This window comes from Natronoglycomyces albus, assembly GCF_016925535.1.
GTDB classification, from domain to species: Bacteria; Actinomycetota; Actinomycetes; order Mycobacteriales; family Micromonosporaceae; genus Natronoglycomyces; species Natronoglycomyces albus.
This window is the reverse complement of record NZ_CP070496.1, coordinates 695,229-712,436: the sequence shown is the minus strand read 5'-3', so window position 1 is coordinate 712,436 and position 17,208 is coordinate 695,229. Positions and strand designations below refer to the sequence as shown.

Sequence of the window (17,208 nt, the reverse complement as noted above, 5' to 3'; positions counted from 1 at the left end):
TCCTCCCTGCGGCTCAATATCCAGCGAGTGAAGCGCCAGCCCGCACGTAAACTGAAGCTGTGTGTGCCGACAATGATGAAGAAGACCAGCCGCGCTGGCTAAATTCGCAAGAGATGCGCGCGTGGCGAAGCCTCATAGGCATGGCCATGAAACTGCCCGCCGCCTTGGATTCGCAGCTACAGCGCGATGCTGGCCTCACGCATTTCGAATTCGCCGTGCTCGTGACCCTGTCAGAAGCCCCCGAACAAACCCTGCGCATGAGCGAATTGGCGACATTGACCAACGGATCCCAATCGCGGCTGTCGCATGTGGCGCGCCGGATGGAGAGAAATCGCCTCATCGAGCGGCACACCAATTCCAGTGACAAGCGCTCCACCTTCGCCACGCTCACCGAACAGGGGTGGAGCAAGCTCAAAGCCGCAGTGCCCGGCCATGTCGAGGCGGTGCGGCACCTGGTGTTCGACCAAATACCCGACGAAAAGATTGAAGCCTTGGCCCAAGTGGCGCAGGCCATCCTGGACGCGGTGGAATCCGATTCCTCAGCCCCAAAATTGAGCAATCTGCGAAAAAACCCGGTGGACAACGAAGATTGTTGAGCGCCCCGCTCAGCGCTAGCCCCTGCCACCTAGGTTGCAGAATTCAGCTGGCTTGGCAACAGGTTCCGTGAGCGGATGAGCGTTGATCAGTCCCGCCCTATATGCTCCCCGGCATGCGCCTAGTCATTGCTCGCTGTTCTGTGGATTACTCCGGCCGCCTCTCCGCCCACTTGCCGATGGCGACCCGCCTCATCATGGTCAAGGGCGACACTAGTGTCCTCATTCATTCCGATGGCGGCTCCTACAAGCCACTCAACTGGATGAGCGCCCCTTGCACCCTCAAGGAGGACGGCGACATCTGGACGGTCACCAATAAGAAGGCCACTGACACCCTGCGCATCACCATCGAAGAGATCCTGCACGACTCCGACCATGATCTGGGCGTTGACCCCGGGCTCCAAAAAGACGGTGTCGAAGCTCATCTGCAAGAGCTGCTCGCCGCCGACGCCACCCGGCTAGGGGAAGGCTATTCGCTCGTCAGGCGCGAATTTCCCACCGCGATCGGCCCGGTGGACCTCATGTGTCGCGATGCGGCGGGCTCTCATATCGCCGTGGAAGTGAAGCGACGCGGCGAAATCGACGGCGTGGAGCAACTGACCCGATACTTGGAACTGCTCAACCGCGATCCACTGTTGTCGCCCGTGCGGGGCGTATTCGCCGCCCAGGCCATTAAGCCGCAGGCCCGGGTGCTTGCCGAGGATCGTGGTATTCGCTGTGTGGTGCTCGACTATGACGACATGCGCGGCATCGTCGACGAGTCGCAGCCGACCCTGTTCTGAGGCAGTCGGCCCGGCGCGGCCACTGTCCAATGGAGCGGCGCGGGCTTGGCGCCGCAGAGGGTGAGGGGGCGCCTGCCCCGCGCTACTCTAAGCAGCTTCGCGCACTCTTCGCGCATCAAACCTCTCTGGGTTCACCCTTGCCATGCGCCGGACATAGGCGACAAATGACGTTTTCATGAGTAAATCGTCCCGGATTGCCCCGGCCGTTCCTGGGCATGTGGCTCCGTGGTCGGGGCGTGAGGATGTCAGACTGAGAGACATGTTGCATGCCGTGGTACCAGCGGGTGGCTCCGGGACACGTTTGTGGCCACTGTCGCGCGCCCAGAACCCGAAGTTTCTTCACACCCTAACGGGAACCGATCGTTCCCTACTACAGGCGACCGTCGACCGTCTACGGCTGCTATCGGCTGACGACCACATGTATGTGGTGACTGGTTCGGCCCACGCTGTCGCTGTGGCACGCCAGTTGCCCAGCTGTCCCGAAAGCAATATCCTCGTCGAACCCTCACCGCGGGATTCAGCCGCTGCCATCGCCCTGGCCGCCGCCGTCATCGCCGAACGCGATGAGAACGCCGTCATGGGCGCTTTTCACGCCGATCATCTGATCGCCGATGACGAGCAGTTTGCCGACACGGTCTCGCGGGCCATGGAACTGGCCGAAGACGGCCTTCTCATGACCATCGGCATCACCCCGTCGGGCCCCGAAACCGGGTATGGGTACTTGCGTTTGGGCCAACCGCGCGGCCCCGGTTTTCAACTCGCGGAATTCAAGGAGAAGCCCGACCAGGTCTCGGCGGTCGAATACGTCTCCTCGGGCAACTATCTGTGGAACGCGGGCATGTTCGTGTGGCGAGTCGACGTGTTCCTCGCCGAGCTCGCGGCCCAGCGGCCAGCCCTGCATGACACGGTCCGCCGCCTCGCGGCAGCCTGGGAAGCCCCCGAGCGGGCCACTTTGCTTGACCAATTGTGGCCAGCGCTCGAACGGATCTCGGTTGACTACGCGGTCATGGAACCGGCCGCCGCCGCGGGCAAGGTGGGAGTCGTGCCGGGCAACTTTGGCTGGAACGACATCGGCGACTTCGATACGCTCGGCTCAGTTTTGCGTCCGGCCGACCAATTCGGCAACGTCATCGTCTCCTCGGAGGACCGTCCTGTGTTGACGGTCGAATCTAAGCGCAATGTGCTGGTCCCGGCCTCGGGCAGGCTGATCGCGACCCTCGGTTGCGACGACATGATCGTCGTTGACACCGACGAGGCCGTTCTCGTGGCCACTCGCGACCGGGCGCAGGAGGTTAAGCAAATCGTCGACCAGCTCAAAGAGACTGGGCGCACCGACCTGGTCTAGGCGCGATGTCATCTGGCGGCGGCAGGAGCAGACCCGGTCACTCTCCTGTTCGCTCCTGCCGGGTTTGCCGCCATAGCGGGTAGCCAGACTGGTGTAATAACGTGCATGGCCCCTGTGGAGAAGTCTGTGGATAACAGTGTGAGCACACCCGAATCCGATCCCAATGACATTGGTGAAGCGGCCCCAGAGGTGGGCGGCGAGGATCAAGCCGCGTCCAAACCGACCACATCCGCCCAAGCCACGTCACACCTTCGGACTCCGGTGGCACCTCAAGCATTCGCCTCACCCTGGCGCGACACGGTCAGCCCTCCCCTGCGCACGCGGACTGCGGGGCTCCTGCTGCTCATTTCGACCGTCCTGGTTGCCGTAGCCCTCTCTCAGTGGCTCGTCGGCACGGGAACTGACCCCCGGGACAGCCTTGGTTCCCGCGCTGCGGGAATCGGTTTCACCGACACTGCCCGTCAGACTCTGTTCAGCGCTCTGCCTCTCGCGTTGCCGCTGTTGGCGGTGTGGGTATCGCCCCGGGTGACGATTCGCCAGTTCGCGATTATCTTGTATGCGATCACCTTGGCGGTGGGCTGCTTTCTGGCCGCAGCGGCGGCGGCATATGGGTGGGACTTGGCCAACCAACAGGAGAGCCTCGGGGCCGTCTGGGTTACGCAGCGGGATGTCGTCGAACGTGCCGTGCACGATGTCGCTTGGCTAACGGCTGTGGTGTTGGCGCTGGTGTGGACGCGCAAGGCACGCCCGCACAGAGCATCGGATTCGCCTTCGACAGCGACTTCCTAAAGCTTTCACTCTGCGCCCGTAGCGGCGGTGACCATGGCGAGCCGCCCCATAGCGCAACTTCGACGGCCGGGTGTATATCAAGGGCATCTGAGCAGCGCCGACACCCGGTTCCCGCCAGTGCGGACGGCCAGCTGGGCTATCCAGTCAGAAGCTCACATATGTGCACATAGTCCGCAGAAAATCTCATCAAAACCATTGCCACGCCTGCTTACCGTGCGCTATCGTTTGGTATCGAAACGTTACCAAACGTCATGTGAGTGACATTCACGTACACGTTCGCACCAGATGCAAGATTTCGGTTCTTATGAGAAAAAACCGCAACTGTTGAGCGAATATCTCGTTACTCACGAGAGCCCGTCATTGGCTCGCAAGGACGAACTCGTTTCATGTTCCAGCTCGCGAAGAGGCAGACACGTGCGAAGACACAGCAAGGGTTATGCAGATTAAGTGCGAGGCGCGACATGGGTCGCGCGACAACACGACACGGCATAGCCCGCAGGGGGAAGTCGTCGCCGATCAGTCTGGCTCGACGAGGGCAGGTATACGCAGGCATGAAACGAGCGGTAACTCCGCTGTGGAACTGAATCTGGTTGACCCAACACTCGTCCAATCGCGCATAACGCACGATCGCGGAGAGTCAAAGTCGAATGCCTCAGATTCAGGGTGGCTTATGCGAACGCGCACATTCAAGGCCGCAGGGGGCGAAGTTTACACCGGTAGACGAGCCGACGAGAACGCCGAAAGTGCCTTTTACATAAGCCTCCGGGTGGAAACGCCATCGACGATGGCTCTGTTTCATCCGCAACGACACGGACTTCCGAGGCTGCTCGGGCTAACCGACCACGGTACGAACCGAGGCGAGGCGATCGCTACGGGCGCAACATCGTCCGAGGCACGAGTTAGCAGGGGCTCAACGCATCGAAGGGGCAGCAACCCCGATGGGAGAGCTCCCAAGAACGGGGAGCCAACCAGGTCAGAGTCCAGATCAGTGGGGCCGTGAGGGACACAATCCCAAACGTCACCGGCTCTGACAACGCGACCTGAAACGACCCAGTCGCAGAGGGAACGCCCAGTGGGGCCGGAAGGAAACGACAAGGGTCTCGTCGGTTTCGGTTCGACGTGACAAACCGATGTCACAACACCACAGCGAAATACGCGCCCTCGCCGCGAGGGCGCGCGACGGCGGCTTGCAAAAAGCGAAGTGGCGACGTCAATGATGCGCGGTTGGGGAGGCATCGCATCATCGGCGACCGCGAAAGGCGGCCCCGTCAAGGCAACAAGGGGGAAGCATCGGACTGCCCGGTGCGCGATTGAGGAGGCGGACGTATATGGACGGCCGTGATTACCTGGCCGACCTGTTGGGAAACGTCCCCGAGTGGCAGGCGCGCGCTTTGTGCGCGCAGACCGACCCGGAGGCGTTCTTCCCAGAAAAAGGGGGTTCGACCCGCGACGCAAAGCGAATCTGCGGACGTTGCGATGTGAAAAGCGAGTGTCTACTGTTTGCACTCGAAAATGACGAACGGTTCGGAATCTGGGGAGGGCTCTCGGAACGAGAGCGTCGCAAGATCAAACGACAGGCCCGCGAAATTGCCCAGCGACGTGGCGAGCACATGCTGCCAGTGGTGGTGGCCCGTACCTGTCGTGAGATGGAACTGACTGGATCGCCGGGGCTCATGTCGAACGCGAGCACCGCCGAAACCTATGTCGTCACCGTGCCAACTCAACCAACATCACGCGAAAATCTGGACCCACAACCCATCGACGCTCTAGCGGCTGCGGCAGCTGGGGCGACCACCGAGGCGCTCGAGGAGCTGCGCGAAGCGGCCCAAGAGCCACAGAAAGTGCCAGCACTCGCTTGAAGGATGCCACTGCTGTACAGCCAGGCCCGCGCAAAGGCCAAAGGGTTTGCCGGTGGCTTGCGAAAGCCTCGGCGGCGTCAGCTTTGGAGAAAAACACAGCGCCAGAACAATGAGAACCATTCCACAACCCTGAGATTCAGCGCGGGCCACATGGCCTTTCGTCAATGGAGACGGGGCTGGACCAATATGGCCGGGAATTTATGTTCCCTGCGATTGGCAGATCACAACGTTCCATACACACACGCCGCGGCCTCAAGCAGCGAAGAATTCCACCGGGATCACGGAGGCTTGTGCAAACGCGCAGGTTCACGGCCGCAGGAGGCAAAGTTTACGCAGGTAGACGAGCTGACGAGAACGCCGGAAGTGCCTGTCGGATAAGCCTCACTCGTGAGGCCAGGCAACGGTGTGTCGACATGGACCGAAAGTACAAGGCCATACGCAAGGTCACGACAACATCGAGCGGACCTCTCCACGAGGACACCTCAACGAGGATTCGACTCGGTCGCCGAGTACCGACCATGGTGCCGCGCCGATCGGGTCGATTCAGTTGCTCGATCGCCTTTGGCAACGGCCAAAACAATGTCGCACCGCTATCCCACGGTGGCCTTTGACTCTCCACGGACGTGGAGAGTCAAAGGCCACCGTTTCATATCCAGAGTCGGGCCACCTGAACGCAAGAGTCGGACCAGATACGGCCACACGCGCCAATCGAGGCACGCTACAGACTAGGATCGACCGCTTCGACCGGGATTCCCAACAGGGCCGAGATCTGTTCCACCAGCACACTACGCACCAGAATCGTCAGTTCGGAGGGGGAATCGGCCCGCAGTTCCAAGGGCCGGCGGTACAGCACGATTCGCGGAGCGGCCGCGAGAGTGCCCGGCTGCGCCGGATACAAACGCGACAGTGCGACCCCGTGGTCCTCCACCACATCGGCGTCATAGTGCTGGGCGGGAGGAGGCACATCATCGACGGCGAACTCCACATGGCGCAAGCTGCCCTGTTCGCCTCCCAAAGAAGACGCAAGGTGCCGTTCGATCGCATTGATCAACTCGGTGACTTTGCGGTCGAATCGTTGTGTGGACGTGCGCGACATCGGCAATGTGCTGGGTGCCAAGCGTCCCCGCATGCCGCGGCCCCGGCGGTCTCGGTGTCGCATAAACCTAAGATTAGGTCAACGAACAACCAAGTGGGGGTTACCCGAAGAGGTAATTTAGCTTCCGTCACAGAATTTTCGCCCAGATCGGGCCGAAACCGCAGCTGCCCTCACCTCAACTCCTGGGAACAAAGTGACCGGGCGACACGCCAAGGCGACCCGAATCCACAGGCCCACCTAAGGAACTCATCGACGTCGATGTCTGTGTCAAACGTCGACGGCCTGCCCGGCCCGTATTGCTCCAGGTAACCTAAAGGTGGGGAAATCAAGCCCGCACTTGCCAGATAGGCCCACACGGCCCACCGCGGCCATCACCGCACCACGAACGGGTCCGCTACCACGGACTACGCGACCCAATGCGGAAAAGACGGCCCGGAGTACAAGGTCGCACATGTGGTCCTACAGCGCAGTCGAGAGAACACTGACAAGTCGTTCATACCGGCAACTCGGTTGAGGACGTACTGTTATCGAAGTGCCGCGCAGCCGGTCGCGTCCCAGCGCCCAGCCTCGCAGCTTGGCTTAGCAGTACGGATTTCAGCGTGTCGGAGCCAATATGGACTACCAAGCGAAAACAGAAAGCGGTAGCGTCGTCTCGTGAGGTCGGATCGCCGTTGTTCCAGAAACGGCTGCCGCCAACCGGCGGTGGCCACATTGACATATATTTACTCCGATTCCACTGCCGTGGTGGGCCCGTTGGCCACGGCAAGGGAGCCGCACAGCTATGACCTGTGCGATACCCACGCGCGCCGTTTGACGGCACCGCGTGGATGGGAATTGGTGCGTCATCAAGGCGATTACTCCGAACCGATGCCCACCGACGATGATCTCGTCGCGCTGGCCAACGCCGTTCGCGAAGCCGCCGGGAGCCGCCCCGAAGAAGACAACCCGGCTGCGCCACCGGAGGCCAGTCCCATCGCCACCACGAGCCCGAGTCGCCCCGGAGCCCAGCGATCGGCCGCCACGTCCCCGCAGCAATCCTCGCCCACCAGCGCGCATTCGTCGTCGCGTCGGCACCTGCGGGTGGTTCAGTCCGAAGACGACGCCCCCAGATAAGCTCGAACAGAACGTATCGGCTAGGGAAAGGCGTACATGGTGGACGAGCAGCTACAGGCCATCGTCAAGGCGTATGACATTCGCGGTACCGTCCCTGAGCAGCTCAACGAGCGCATCGCTTCGGCGATAGGCACAGCCGCCGTGGAGGTCACCGGCGTTCGCACGTGGGTCGTCGGCCACGACATGCGTGACTCGGGTCCCGGCCTAGCAGAGGCCTTCACTCAGGCCGCCACGAAGGCGGGCGCGGACGTTATCGCCGCCGGCCTGTGCTCGACCGACATGATGTACTTCATATCCGGAAAACACAATGTGGCCGGGGTGATGCTGACCGCGAGCCACAATCCGGCGCAGTACAACGGCATGAAGCTATGCCTTCCCGAAGCCAAACCAATCAGCCTGGACACCGGCTTGGCACGTATCCGCGACCGAGCCGCTGAAATCCTGGCCGACCCTGACTCGCGCGACAACTCCAATACCGCGCAAGGAACGGTCACTCAGCGAGACTTCCTCGCCGACTACGCGGCGCACTTGCGTGGCCTGGTCGACCTGTCGGGCATTCGCCCCCTCAAGGTGGCGGTGGACGCTGGCAACGGCATGGCCGGGCACACGGTCCCCGCCGTGTTGGGCGACCAGCTGTTGGAAGGGCTGCCGCTGGAAATCGTTCCCCTGTACTTTGAACTCGACGGCACCTTCCCCAACCACGAGGCCAATCCATTGGAGCCGGCCAATCTGGTTGACCTGCAGGCGAAAGTGCGCGAGGTGGGAGCCGACATCGGCCTGGCCTTCGACGGCGACGCCGACCGCGTCTTCGTCGTCGACGCCGCCGGCGACCCGGTATCCCCCTCGGCGATCACCTGCATGGTCGCGGAAGCCGAGCTAGCGAAATCCCCTGGCGCGACGGTCATCTATAACCTCATTTGCTCTCAGGCGGTACCCGAGGTCGTCACCGAACAAGGCGGCAAACCACATCGCACCCGCGTGGGCCACTCCTATATCAAGGCGGCGATGGCCGACCATGACGCTATCTTCGGCGGCGAACACTCCGCCCACTATTACTTCCGCGACTTTTGGTTTGCCGACACCGGCATGCTCGCCGCGATGCACGTCCTGCGCAAGCTAGGCAACTGCGAGACCAGCTTGGCCGACCTCGTGGCCGACTACGATCGCTATCCTTCCTCCGGCGAGATCAACTCGACAGTGGAGGACCAAGCGGGAAAAATCGCCGACATCAAGGCCATCTACGGCACCAAATGCGATGTCACCCTCGAAGAACTCGACGGCCTCACCATTACTTTCAAGGACGGCTCGTGGGCGAACCTGCGTGCCTCCAACACCGAGCCGCTCTTGCGGCTCAACGTCGAAGGGGCCACCGAGGCCTCCATGATCCGACTGCGCGACGACATCCTGTCGATCGTGCGCAGCTAACCGCATGTATTTGGAGCACTCACCGTGAACGCCACAACTCCGTCCTCCCGCTCTCCCCACGGCAACGGCTCGGATCACGACTCGGCCCCCGAAACTGAACTATCCGAATCACTTGCCGACCCCACCCAGTTGGAGGCCGAACTCTCTTCGGTCCTGCTGGAACTTTTGCGCTGCCCCAAGCCCCACCACGCCCCGCTGTCCTATGACCGCAACGAAGGCCATCTCACCTGTTCTGAATGTGGCGAGGTGTTCCGAGTGGAAGACGGCATCCCCGTGATGCTGGTCGACGAAGAGCTGGAGAGGTAAATGCCGCATTCCGAAGAAGCAGGTCTCGCCGGAGTCACGGGTGATCGCCACGCAGACCCCGAGCGCCTCGACGGGCCGCAAGAGGCGTCGAACCGCCCCGGCGGCGCGCTGTGGGCTCTGGCCGCAGCCGGTCCGCAGCTACGCGAGGTCGCGCATTTCGCCGCGGAAGCGGGGCTGGGCGTGTTGGCGCAAGAGGGCCGCCCTCGCGCCGTCGTCGTCGCCGGGGTGGGAACCGCCGCGCGCACCGGCGACATTTTGCAAACCGTGGCCGGACCACGCTGTCCGGTGCCGGTCATGGCCCACCGCTCGGCGGGAATTCCCGGCTGGGTGGGCGCGGCCGACGTCGTGCTGGCCGTATCTGCTTCCGGGCGCAGCCCCGAGGCGTTGGCCGCTGCGGAGGCGGCGGCACGGCGCGGGGCACGACTGGTCGCCATTGGAGCACCGGACTCCCCCTTGCAGTCTCTGGCCGAACGGGCGCGGGCGGTGTTCGTGCCGGTTCCGCGCACGGCTCCGGCCCGAATGAGCCTGTGGGGCCTGACGGTTCCGGTGCTGTTGGCCGCCCGCGAACTGGGCCTGGTGAGACTGGCCGAGGCCGATATCGCCGAGACGGCTCGCCGGCTGGACGAAGACGCCGAACGCTGCCGAGGGGAGGCGGACTCGTTTGTCAACCCAGCCAAGGAACTGGCCATGAATCTGGCCGGCACAATCCCGGTCGTCTGGGGCGGCTCCCCGCTGGCTGGAGTCGCGGCCCGACGCTTCGGCGACATGCTCGCCGCGAACTCTCGCTACCCGGTCATCGCCGGGGAGCTGGGCGAGGCTGGCCGTGGCCGCGTCGGATTGCTCGATGGCGTGTTCGGCTCGCTGACCCGCCAGAGCAACGACATCTTCGCCGATCCGCTCGAAGGCGACGAGCAACCCACCCGGCTGCGAATCGTGCTGTTCCGTGACGATGGTCTAGAGGGTGACGACTCCGTTCCTCTGCCGGACTCACGGCGGGCTGACGCGGTGGAGAAACTGGCCGAAGAGCGCGGCATCCACTGCGACGTGTTTAAGGCCGAAGGCGGCTGTTCGCTGGAGCGGCTCGCTTCACTAATCGCGTTCCCCGACTTCACGTCGGTGTATTTGGCGCTGGCCCACAACTTGGACCCGATGTCGGTCCCCGCCGTATCTGACATGAAAGATCACATCCACTCCGGCTCGCGCCAGTAACGAGACCTTCGCGGTCGCGCCAATGGGTACCTGGCGTCATTGTGCCGACTCTCCAGTGACCGGGGGCGGCCGATCCACTGATGATCGGTCTCCCCCGAGACGTTTCCCCACCACTGGTTTCTCAAAATCACGCCCGATCGGCTAAGCTTCTTCGTTCAAGCTTGGGTGCGCAGACCAGGGGCTGGGTGAGAGCTGGTCTACGACCTGCCTACGCCTGCTGCGACACACGGGGCTCACCGTCGGCGACGGCGATCGGTCCGCCTGAGAGATGGGCACCAAATCCGCAGCCGAGAACCGGCCTCGCCGGTGTTCTGCCGCGCCAGCTGGCGGCCAAGCACCACGGCAGCGCTCGTCACAGGCACACAAGCACAACGGTGAAGGGAGCCGGATGCGCGCCATTGGTGGAGTCTTCCGCAACTACGACTGGGGATCGCGCGAGGCCATCGCGCGGTTGCAAGGTCGGCTTGTTCCATCGGAGGAACCCGAGGCTGAGCTGTGGTTCGGCTCGCATCCCACCGCGCCTTCTCCCCTACCCGATGGACGCGGCCTAGACGAAGAACATCAGCTTCCGTTCCTGGTAAAGATTTTGGCGGCGGCCCAGCCGCTGTCGCTCCAGGCCCATCCGGACGCCGAGCGAGCCCGCGAAGGTTTTGATCGCGAATCCGAACTCACCGCCTCCGCCCCGGTCATCGCCGGGGTGGCTGGGGCTGCCCTAGCGCAGGAGCTGTCGCGTCGCAACTACGTTGACCCCAATCCCAAGCCCGAGATGCTGGTGGCTCTGACCGAGTTCTCGGCCCTGTGCGGGTTTCGAAAGCCCGCCCTGGCTGCCCAGGCGATTGCGTCCTTGCAGGTGCCACAGCTGACGTGGCTGGTGGAGGAGCTCAATGGCCCGGTGGCCGAAGAGGCGCTGGCCTCGGCTGTCACCCAGCTGTTGGACCTGGACCGGTCCGACTGCGCGGTGTACATCGAACAGGCGTTGAAAGCGGTGGAACACGCCGGGGACGGCCACATGTTCGCTGACGCACATGCCGTTTTGCGGCAGTTGTCGCAGTATTATCCGGACGATCCGGGGGTATTTGTCGCTTTGCTGCTGGAGCACGTGGTGCTGCAGCCGGGCGAGGGCCTGTTCATGCCGACTGGTCACATGCATGCCTATCTGTCTGGCATGGGTGTGGAGATCATGGCCGCGAGCGACAATGTCTTGCGTGGGGGCTTGACCAATAAGCACGTGGACGTGCCGGAGCTATTGCGGGTGGTGAAATTTACGCCGATCGGTGATCCTCGCCGGGCCCCCTCCGGCTCAAACAGTTCGGCTAGCGTACGACATTGGCCGGTGGAAACCGATGAATTCCGAGTCGTCCAGGCCCGTCTGCACTCCGGTGAGCGCGACCAAACCACTGGTGTCGAGGAATCGTTCTCTCCCACAGGGCCACGCATCGTGTTGTGTGTCAAGGGCCAGGTCACGGTTTCCGACGCGGAGGGTTCAGCTCAACTTAGTCCCGGACAGGCGGCCTTTTCGGGCCCGGCGGGTGGCACCATAACGGCGTTTGGCGACGGTGAGGTCTTCCTCATTTCGCAGTAGCACGCCTGCGGCGGAGGGGAGACCCTCTGCGGCCAGTGCAGTGGATCTCCCCTCGGGATAGGTTAGGTCGCTAGCTGCGAAGCCGGTGTTGTCCCGCCTTGCCGTTGCGCTGCCACAGCGGCGCCGTCGCCACCGCCAGCGCCGCCAATGCCACGGCCGTGATGAGAATCAGGCCGGGTTGGAATTGGCTCCATCCGACGTCGATTCCGGTCGTGGCGTGCGACCCGGAGGTGACCAGGATCGTCACGCCAGCCAGGACTACAGCCCCGCCGATTTGTCCGGAGGTTTGGACGAGTCCGGAGGCCAGGCCCTGTTCGGAGTCCTCGATGCCGTCGGTTCCCTGCGCCATGATCGAGGAGAATCCGAAGGCAAAGCCGCCGCCGAGTAGCAAAATGCTGGGCAGGACATCGGTGAGGTAATTGGGCTCTGGGGAACTGCCGTTGAACAAGAAGAGAACGTATCCGGCGCTCAGGGACGCCAACGCGACCATGATGAGCCGGGGGGAACCGTAGCGGGTGATCAGTCGCCCCGTGATCGGGGAAATGATAACCACGAGGATGCCGGCCGGTGCCAGGGCTAGTGCCATTTGGAGCGGTGACCATCCGAGCACTGATTGCAGGTAGATCGACATGAGGAATTGGAAACTGAGGAACGTGCCAAACAGGCCGATTATGCACAAGTTGGCGCGGGCCACGGGACCGTTGCGCAGGATGCCTAGTCGGACGAGCGGGTAGCGAACTCGGTTTTCCACCACGAAGAACGCAGCCAGCAACGCGGCGGCGGCGATGAGCGTGATGAGCGGCAGAAGGTTGTCGGCTCCCACCTCGGGCAGGGCCACGAGGCTGTAGACGGCCAGCAGCATGCCGCTGGAGAGTGTCAGCGCGCCGAGTAGGTCGACGCCGCCGGTCGCGGTGGGCTTGCTGCGTGGGATGACGAAGTATCCAACCAGTAGTGCGCCCAGAGCCAGCGGGACGGGCGCGATGAAGGTCCAGCGCCAGCCCAGCTCGGTGAGGAATCCGGAGAAGATCAACCCGCAGGAGTAACCGGATGCGCCGAAGACGCTGAAGATCGCTAGCGCCCGGTTGCGGTCTTTGCCTTGTTTGAAGGTGGTGGTGATGATGGACATCGCCGTGGGCGCGGTGAAGGCGGCGGCGACGCCTTTGATGACGCGGGAGACGATGAGAAGGGTTCCGCTGTCGACGATCGCGCCCATGAGTGAGGCGGCGGCGAATACGGCGAGGGCGACCAGGAAGACCTGGCGCCGCCCGAGGAGGTCGCCGGCGCGGCCGCCCAGCAGCAGGAGGCCTCCGAATCCGAGTACGTAGCCGCTGATGATCCATTGCAAGGCGGTGGTGGACAGGCCGAGGTCGGCGCCGATCGAGGGCAAGGCGACGCCGACCATGGACACGTCTAGCCCGTCCAGAAAGAGGGCGAAGCAGGCCACGAGCAGGATGCTCCATAGCCGGGCGGACCATTTGGGTGGAGTTTTGTCGGCCTGCCTGGGTGGGTTGGGTGCGGTCGTGGTGGGGCGTATTGGTGTGGTTTCGATGTCTGTCACAAGCGCGAAGTTATATGCATGTACATTCAATGTCAAATCATATAATGACATAGCATTTAAACTGGGCGGGTGTTAAACTCCAGTTCATGGACTCAGCAATGGAAAGCGTGCTGCTAGACAAGTGGCATAAAACACTGACGCTGTATCACGAGTTGTCGTGTGCGCTGGAGTCCACCTTGCAAGAGCTACATGGCCTCGGGCTCAGCGAGTTCGAGGTCCTGGAACGGCTGCGGCGCTACGAGGCCGAATGCGAGCGAGGTTCCGACGAGTGCGCCCTCAAGACTCTGGAGTCGCGCATGCACTTGAGCCAAAGCGCCCTGTCGCGCACCGTCTCCCGGTTGACAAACGACGGTCTCGTCATCCGTGACATAAACACGACCGACCGCCGTGCGGCGATGCTGAAGCTGACCGACGAGGGCCGCGCCAAGCATGAGGAGGCCAAGCCCAGCCACCGCGAGGTGCTGGCGAAGTTTCTTGACTAGCCCTCCGGCTCACCCCGCGCCGGGCCCGTTTCGTGGTGCCCTAATGGTTAAAGCAGGGGAAGGCCCAGGTACCGCGCGAGTGCGTATTCAACGCGCTCCCGGTCGCCTCCCACGATGAAGTCGACCATCTCGCCGACGACGAATCGGGTGTCGATGGTGCGAATCTGGTCGATCATCACCACCGTTTGCTGTCCCGCTACCTCAAGGGCGGGACGAAAGATGGATTCGCGCGCTCGTGTCGACGTTGGCAGCACTGTTACGGTGCTCCAACCGTCACGCTGCAGGCTAAGCACCAGACCTAGGAGCTTCCCTCGCTGCTTCGCATCGCCCACGTCAATGGGATATACCGCTCCCCTAATCATTAACGTTCGATCGCGAATAACGGACCGGAGGCGCGCGAGCTCCTCAGCTGGGGACTTCTCAGTTCCATCACTTTCGGCTGGGACTCTCTTCACCGCACCACCTAACAACCTAACGTTGCCGTAGTCGTCGTACTCCCAAACATCCGGCTCCCCCGAGGAGTCCTCATCGGCCAGACGAGCCATGTCTTCCATCGCCGTGTTCCCATTCCAGACGCTCCAAACTGCGCAACCCGCGACGCAGAACGTCCGCAATGCTCTCGCCTTTGCGCCGGTAGCCTTCGATAACCGTTTGAGGCTTATGCAAAGGTGCGGTTTCAAGGCCGCAGGAGGCGAAGTTTACGCAGGTAAACGAGCCGACGAGAACGCCGAAAACGTCTTTTGCATAAGCCTCATTGGTCCACTGCGTTAGGACGGAATCCAATAGTCATCACTCATGTGTATAACAAATGTCTTACACATGGAGGATGGCGCAAGAGGGAGGAATCAGGGCAGCAACTGGCAAACTTGCGCCAGAAGGCGGCAGGTACTTTCGGCGTTTGTGGCAGTAGCCCCAGCGCGCCCAGCGCAGGCAAGGCATGAAAAAACGCCAGACGATGTAGGTCGTCTGGCGTTACGTGCCGGGGTCTTGTTCAGACCCGGCACATTAATGTGCCGGGAGGCCACCCCAGACCTCCCGGCACTCCCCCCGGTTTGGTTCCCCCGCGCGTCTCCGCTGCTCTCGGATCGGACCGAGCCGCTGCGGTAACGCTGCGTACTTATATACTTACTCAAGGCAAGCCTAGTGTCAAGCTAAATCGCCATTATGGGCTAGAAAATTTTGATGTACCCCCATACGCTGGGATTTCACAGGGGAGACACCGGTCTCCTTTAACGAAGACGTTCGGTTGGAAGAGGCGTGGGAACTATGTTTTCCCGGGTGATACCCATGTTCATCGCCCGCGCGGGCCGCGCCGTGGCCCCGCTTCTTTCCGACCGTGCCACAAGATCACCGTGGGCATCAACCTCACACGCCGTCGTTTCCCCATCTGCGACTGAGATACGAACCGGCTTCCCCGTCCACTCACGTTCCGCGCGGCACCTGCGGGCCGAACCTGGTCCAGGACGATGACCAGGCAACGAAGGCCGCCCAGACATGACCACGCACACGCGGCAACTGTGGCGGCGATTGCCGCGATCTCCCACCTGCCCGCGTAGGATCGGCACTATGACGAAAACGCTAAGCACCGACGATTTCAAGGTCGCCGATCTCTCCCTGGCCGAGTTCGGTCGACACGAGATGCGTCTGGCCGAACACGAGATGCCCGGCCTCATGTCGCTGCGCCAGCAGTACGCGGCCACACAGCCCCTGGCGGGCGCTCGTATCACCGGTTCTCTGCACATGACCGTGCAGACGGCCGTCCTCATCGAAACCCTCACCGCCTTGGGCGCGCAGGTGCGGTGGGCCTCCTGCAACATCTTCTCCACCCAAGACCATGCTGCCGCGGCCGTCGTCGTGGGCAAGGGCACGCCCGAGGACCCGCAGGGCGTCCCCGTTTTCGCGTGGAAGGGCGAGACGCTCGAAGAATATTGGTGGTGCACCTCCCGCGCCCTGGACTGGGGTTCGGAAGAACCCAACATGATCCTCGATGACGGCGGCGACGCCACCATGCTGGTCATCAAGGGCGCCGAATATGAAAAGGCTGGCTCCGTGCCGGGCGTGGATACCGCCGAAAGCGAAGAGCACGCGGAAGTCCTCAAGCTGCTCGCCGCCTCGGTTGCCGAAGACAACCAGCGTTTCACCCGCATGTCGCAGGCGATCAAGGGTGTCACCGAGGAGACCACCACCGGGGTGCTGCGCCTATATGACATGCAGCGCAACGGGACCCTGTTGTTCCCGGCGATCAACGTCAACGACTCGGTGACCAAGAGCAAGTTCGACAACAAGTACGGCTGCCGCCACTCGCTGACCGACGGCATCATGCGCGCTACCGACGTACTCATCGGAGGCAAGGTCGCTGTGATCTGCGGTTACGGCGATGTCGGCAAGGGTTGCGCCGAGTCGCTGCGGGGCCAAGGCGCTCGCGTCATTGTCACCGAGATCGACCCGATCTGCGCTTTGCAAGCGGCGATGGACGGCTTCCAGGTCGCCACGATTGAGGATGTTGTGGCCGAGGCCGACATCTTCATCACCGCGACAGGCTCGCGCGACATCATCACCGCCGAGCACATGAAGCAGATGAAGCACCAAGCGATCGTGGGCAACATCGGCCACTTCGACAATGAGATCGACATGGCCGGGCTGGCCAAAATCGAGGGTATCGAGAAGCTAGAGATCAAGCCACAAGTGCACGAGTGGCGCTTCCCCGGCTCGGCCGCCCGCGACGGCCACTCGGTGATCGTGCTGAGCGAAGGGCGTCTGTTCAACCTGGGCAACGCGACTGGTCACCCGAGCTTCGTGATGAGCAACAGCTTCACCAACCAGGTGCTGGCCCAGATCGAGTTGCACACCAAGCCCGCGGAGTACCCCATTGGCGTGTATGTTCTGCCCAAGCATCTCGACGAGGAAGTCGCGCGTCTACACCTCGACGCGCTGGGCGTGAACTTGACGACGATGACGAAGGAACAGGCCGAGTACATCGGCGTCGACGTCAACGGGCCCTACAAGAGCGATCACTACCGTTACTGATCGGTCAGCGGCCACCGTCGCGAACGACTCTGGGGTCTGCCG

14 protein-coding genes and 1 pseudogene are annotated in these 17,208 nt (G+C 62.6%); 12 read left to right on the top strand and 3 right to left on the bottom strand.

The genetic code is table 11. The features are described 5' to 3' along the window. Positions 1-59 precede the first annotated feature (59 nt). The 5 genes and pseudogenes from JQS30_RS02985 to JQS30_RS17625 form a co-directional block, all read left to right on the top strand. On the top strand, positions 60-596 hold the full coding sequence (locus JQS30_RS02985) for a MarR family winged helix-turn-helix transcriptional regulator (RefSeq protein ID WP_213171916.1): 537 nt from the start codon (positions 60-62) through the stop codon (positions 594-596). 113 nt (positions 597-709) lie between these two features. Continuing rightward, a complete protein-coding gene (gene nucS / locus JQS30_RS02980) occupies positions 710-1,375 on the top strand; it encodes an endonuclease NucS (RefSeq protein WP_213171915.1) in 666 nt (221 codons plus the stop codon). Positions 1,376-1,634: 259 nt separating this feature from the next. After that, positions 1,635-2,720: a mannose-1-phosphate guanylyltransferase gene (locus JQS30_RS02975; protein WP_343076166.1), complete on the top strand. Its 1,086-nt coding sequence runs from the start codon at positions 1,635-1,637 to the stop codon at positions 2,718-2,720. Between the two features lie 138 nt (positions 2,721-2,858). Continuing rightward, a complete protein-coding gene (locus JQS30_RS02970; RefSeq protein ID WP_213171913.1) occupies positions 2,859-3,509 on the top strand; it encodes a hypothetical protein in 651 nt (216 codons plus the stop codon). A 1,328-nt stretch (positions 3,510-4,837) separates the two neighbouring features. Next, positions 4,838-5,089, top strand: a pseudogene (locus JQS30_RS17625) (WhiB family transcriptional regulator); the annotation flags it as partial. A gap of 997 nt (positions 5,090-6,086) precedes the next feature. Here JQS30_RS17625 and JQS30_RS02960 read toward each other — a convergent pair. Continuing rightward, positions 6,087-6,527, bottom strand: coding sequence for a metallopeptidase family protein (locus JQS30_RS02960; protein WP_213171911.1), 441 nt, complete (start codon positions 6,525-6,527; stop codon positions 6,087-6,089). A 591-nt stretch (positions 6,528-7,118) separates the two neighbouring features. Between JQS30_RS02960 and JQS30_RS02955 the strand changes: the two genes are divergently transcribed. From JQS30_RS02955 to manA, 5 genes are all read left to right on the top strand, one after another. Then, complete coding sequence (locus tag JQS30_RS02955; RefSeq protein ID WP_213171910.1) at positions 7,119-7,577, top strand: DUF3499 domain-containing protein; 459 nt, start codon at positions 7,119-7,121, stop codon at positions 7,575-7,577. Positions 7,578-7,613: 36 nt separating this feature from the next. Then, positions 7,614-9,002, top strand: a complete 1,389-nt coding sequence (locus JQS30_RS02950) for a phosphomannomutase/phosphoglucomutase (RefSeq protein ID WP_213171909.1) — start codon at positions 7,614-7,616, stop codon at positions 9,000-9,002. Between the two features lie 24 nt (positions 9,003-9,026). After that, positions 9,027-9,308, top strand: coding sequence for a Trm112 family protein (locus JQS30_RS17760; protein ID WP_246498026.1), 282 nt, complete (start codon positions 9,027-9,029; stop codon positions 9,306-9,308). Beyond that, a complete protein-coding gene (locus JQS30_RS02940) occupies positions 9,309-10,517 on the top strand; it encodes an SIS domain-containing protein (protein ID WP_213171908.1) in 1,209 nt (402 codons plus the stop codon). Positions 10,518-10,905: 388 nt separating this feature from the next. Beyond that, entirely contained in the window at positions 10,906-12,099 is a 1,194-nt protein-coding gene (gene manA / locus JQS30_RS02935) for a mannose-6-phosphate isomerase, class I (protein ID WP_213171907.1), read from the top strand. A gap of 70 nt (positions 12,100-12,169) precedes the next feature. On the opposite strand, the gene JQS30_RS02930 is transcribed toward manA, so the two are convergent. Beyond that, complete coding sequence (locus JQS30_RS02930) at positions 12,170-13,657, bottom strand: MFS transporter (protein ID WP_213171906.1); 1,488 nt, start codon at positions 13,655-13,657, stop codon at positions 12,170-12,172. 86 nt (positions 13,658-13,743) lie between these two features. Between JQS30_RS02930 and JQS30_RS02925 the strand changes: the two genes are divergently transcribed. Then, the gene (locus JQS30_RS02925; protein ID WP_213171905.1) at positions 13,744-14,139 is read left to right on the top strand and encodes a MarR family winged helix-turn-helix transcriptional regulator; all 396 of its coding nucleotides are present in this window, start codon (positions 13,744-13,746) and stop codon (positions 14,137-14,139) included. Between the two features lie 47 nt (positions 14,140-14,186). Here the strand turns inward: JQS30_RS02925 and JQS30_RS17225 are convergent, their stop codons facing one another. Beyond that, positions 14,187-14,693, bottom strand: coding sequence for a type II toxin-antitoxin system PemK/MazF family toxin (locus JQS30_RS17225; protein WP_246498025.1), 507 nt, complete (start codon positions 14,691-14,693; stop codon positions 14,187-14,189). A gap of 1,012 nt (positions 14,694-15,705) precedes the next feature. Here JQS30_RS17225 and ahcY point away from each other — a divergent pair. Then, positions 15,706-17,166 carry an adenosylhomocysteinase gene (gene ahcY / locus JQS30_RS02915; RefSeq protein ID WP_213171904.1) on the top strand — a complete coding sequence of 487 codons (1,461 nt, stop codon included), beginning with the start codon at positions 15,706-15,708 and terminating at the stop codon, positions 17,164-17,166. The last annotated feature ends 42 nt before the right edge of the window (positions 17,167-17,208 follow it).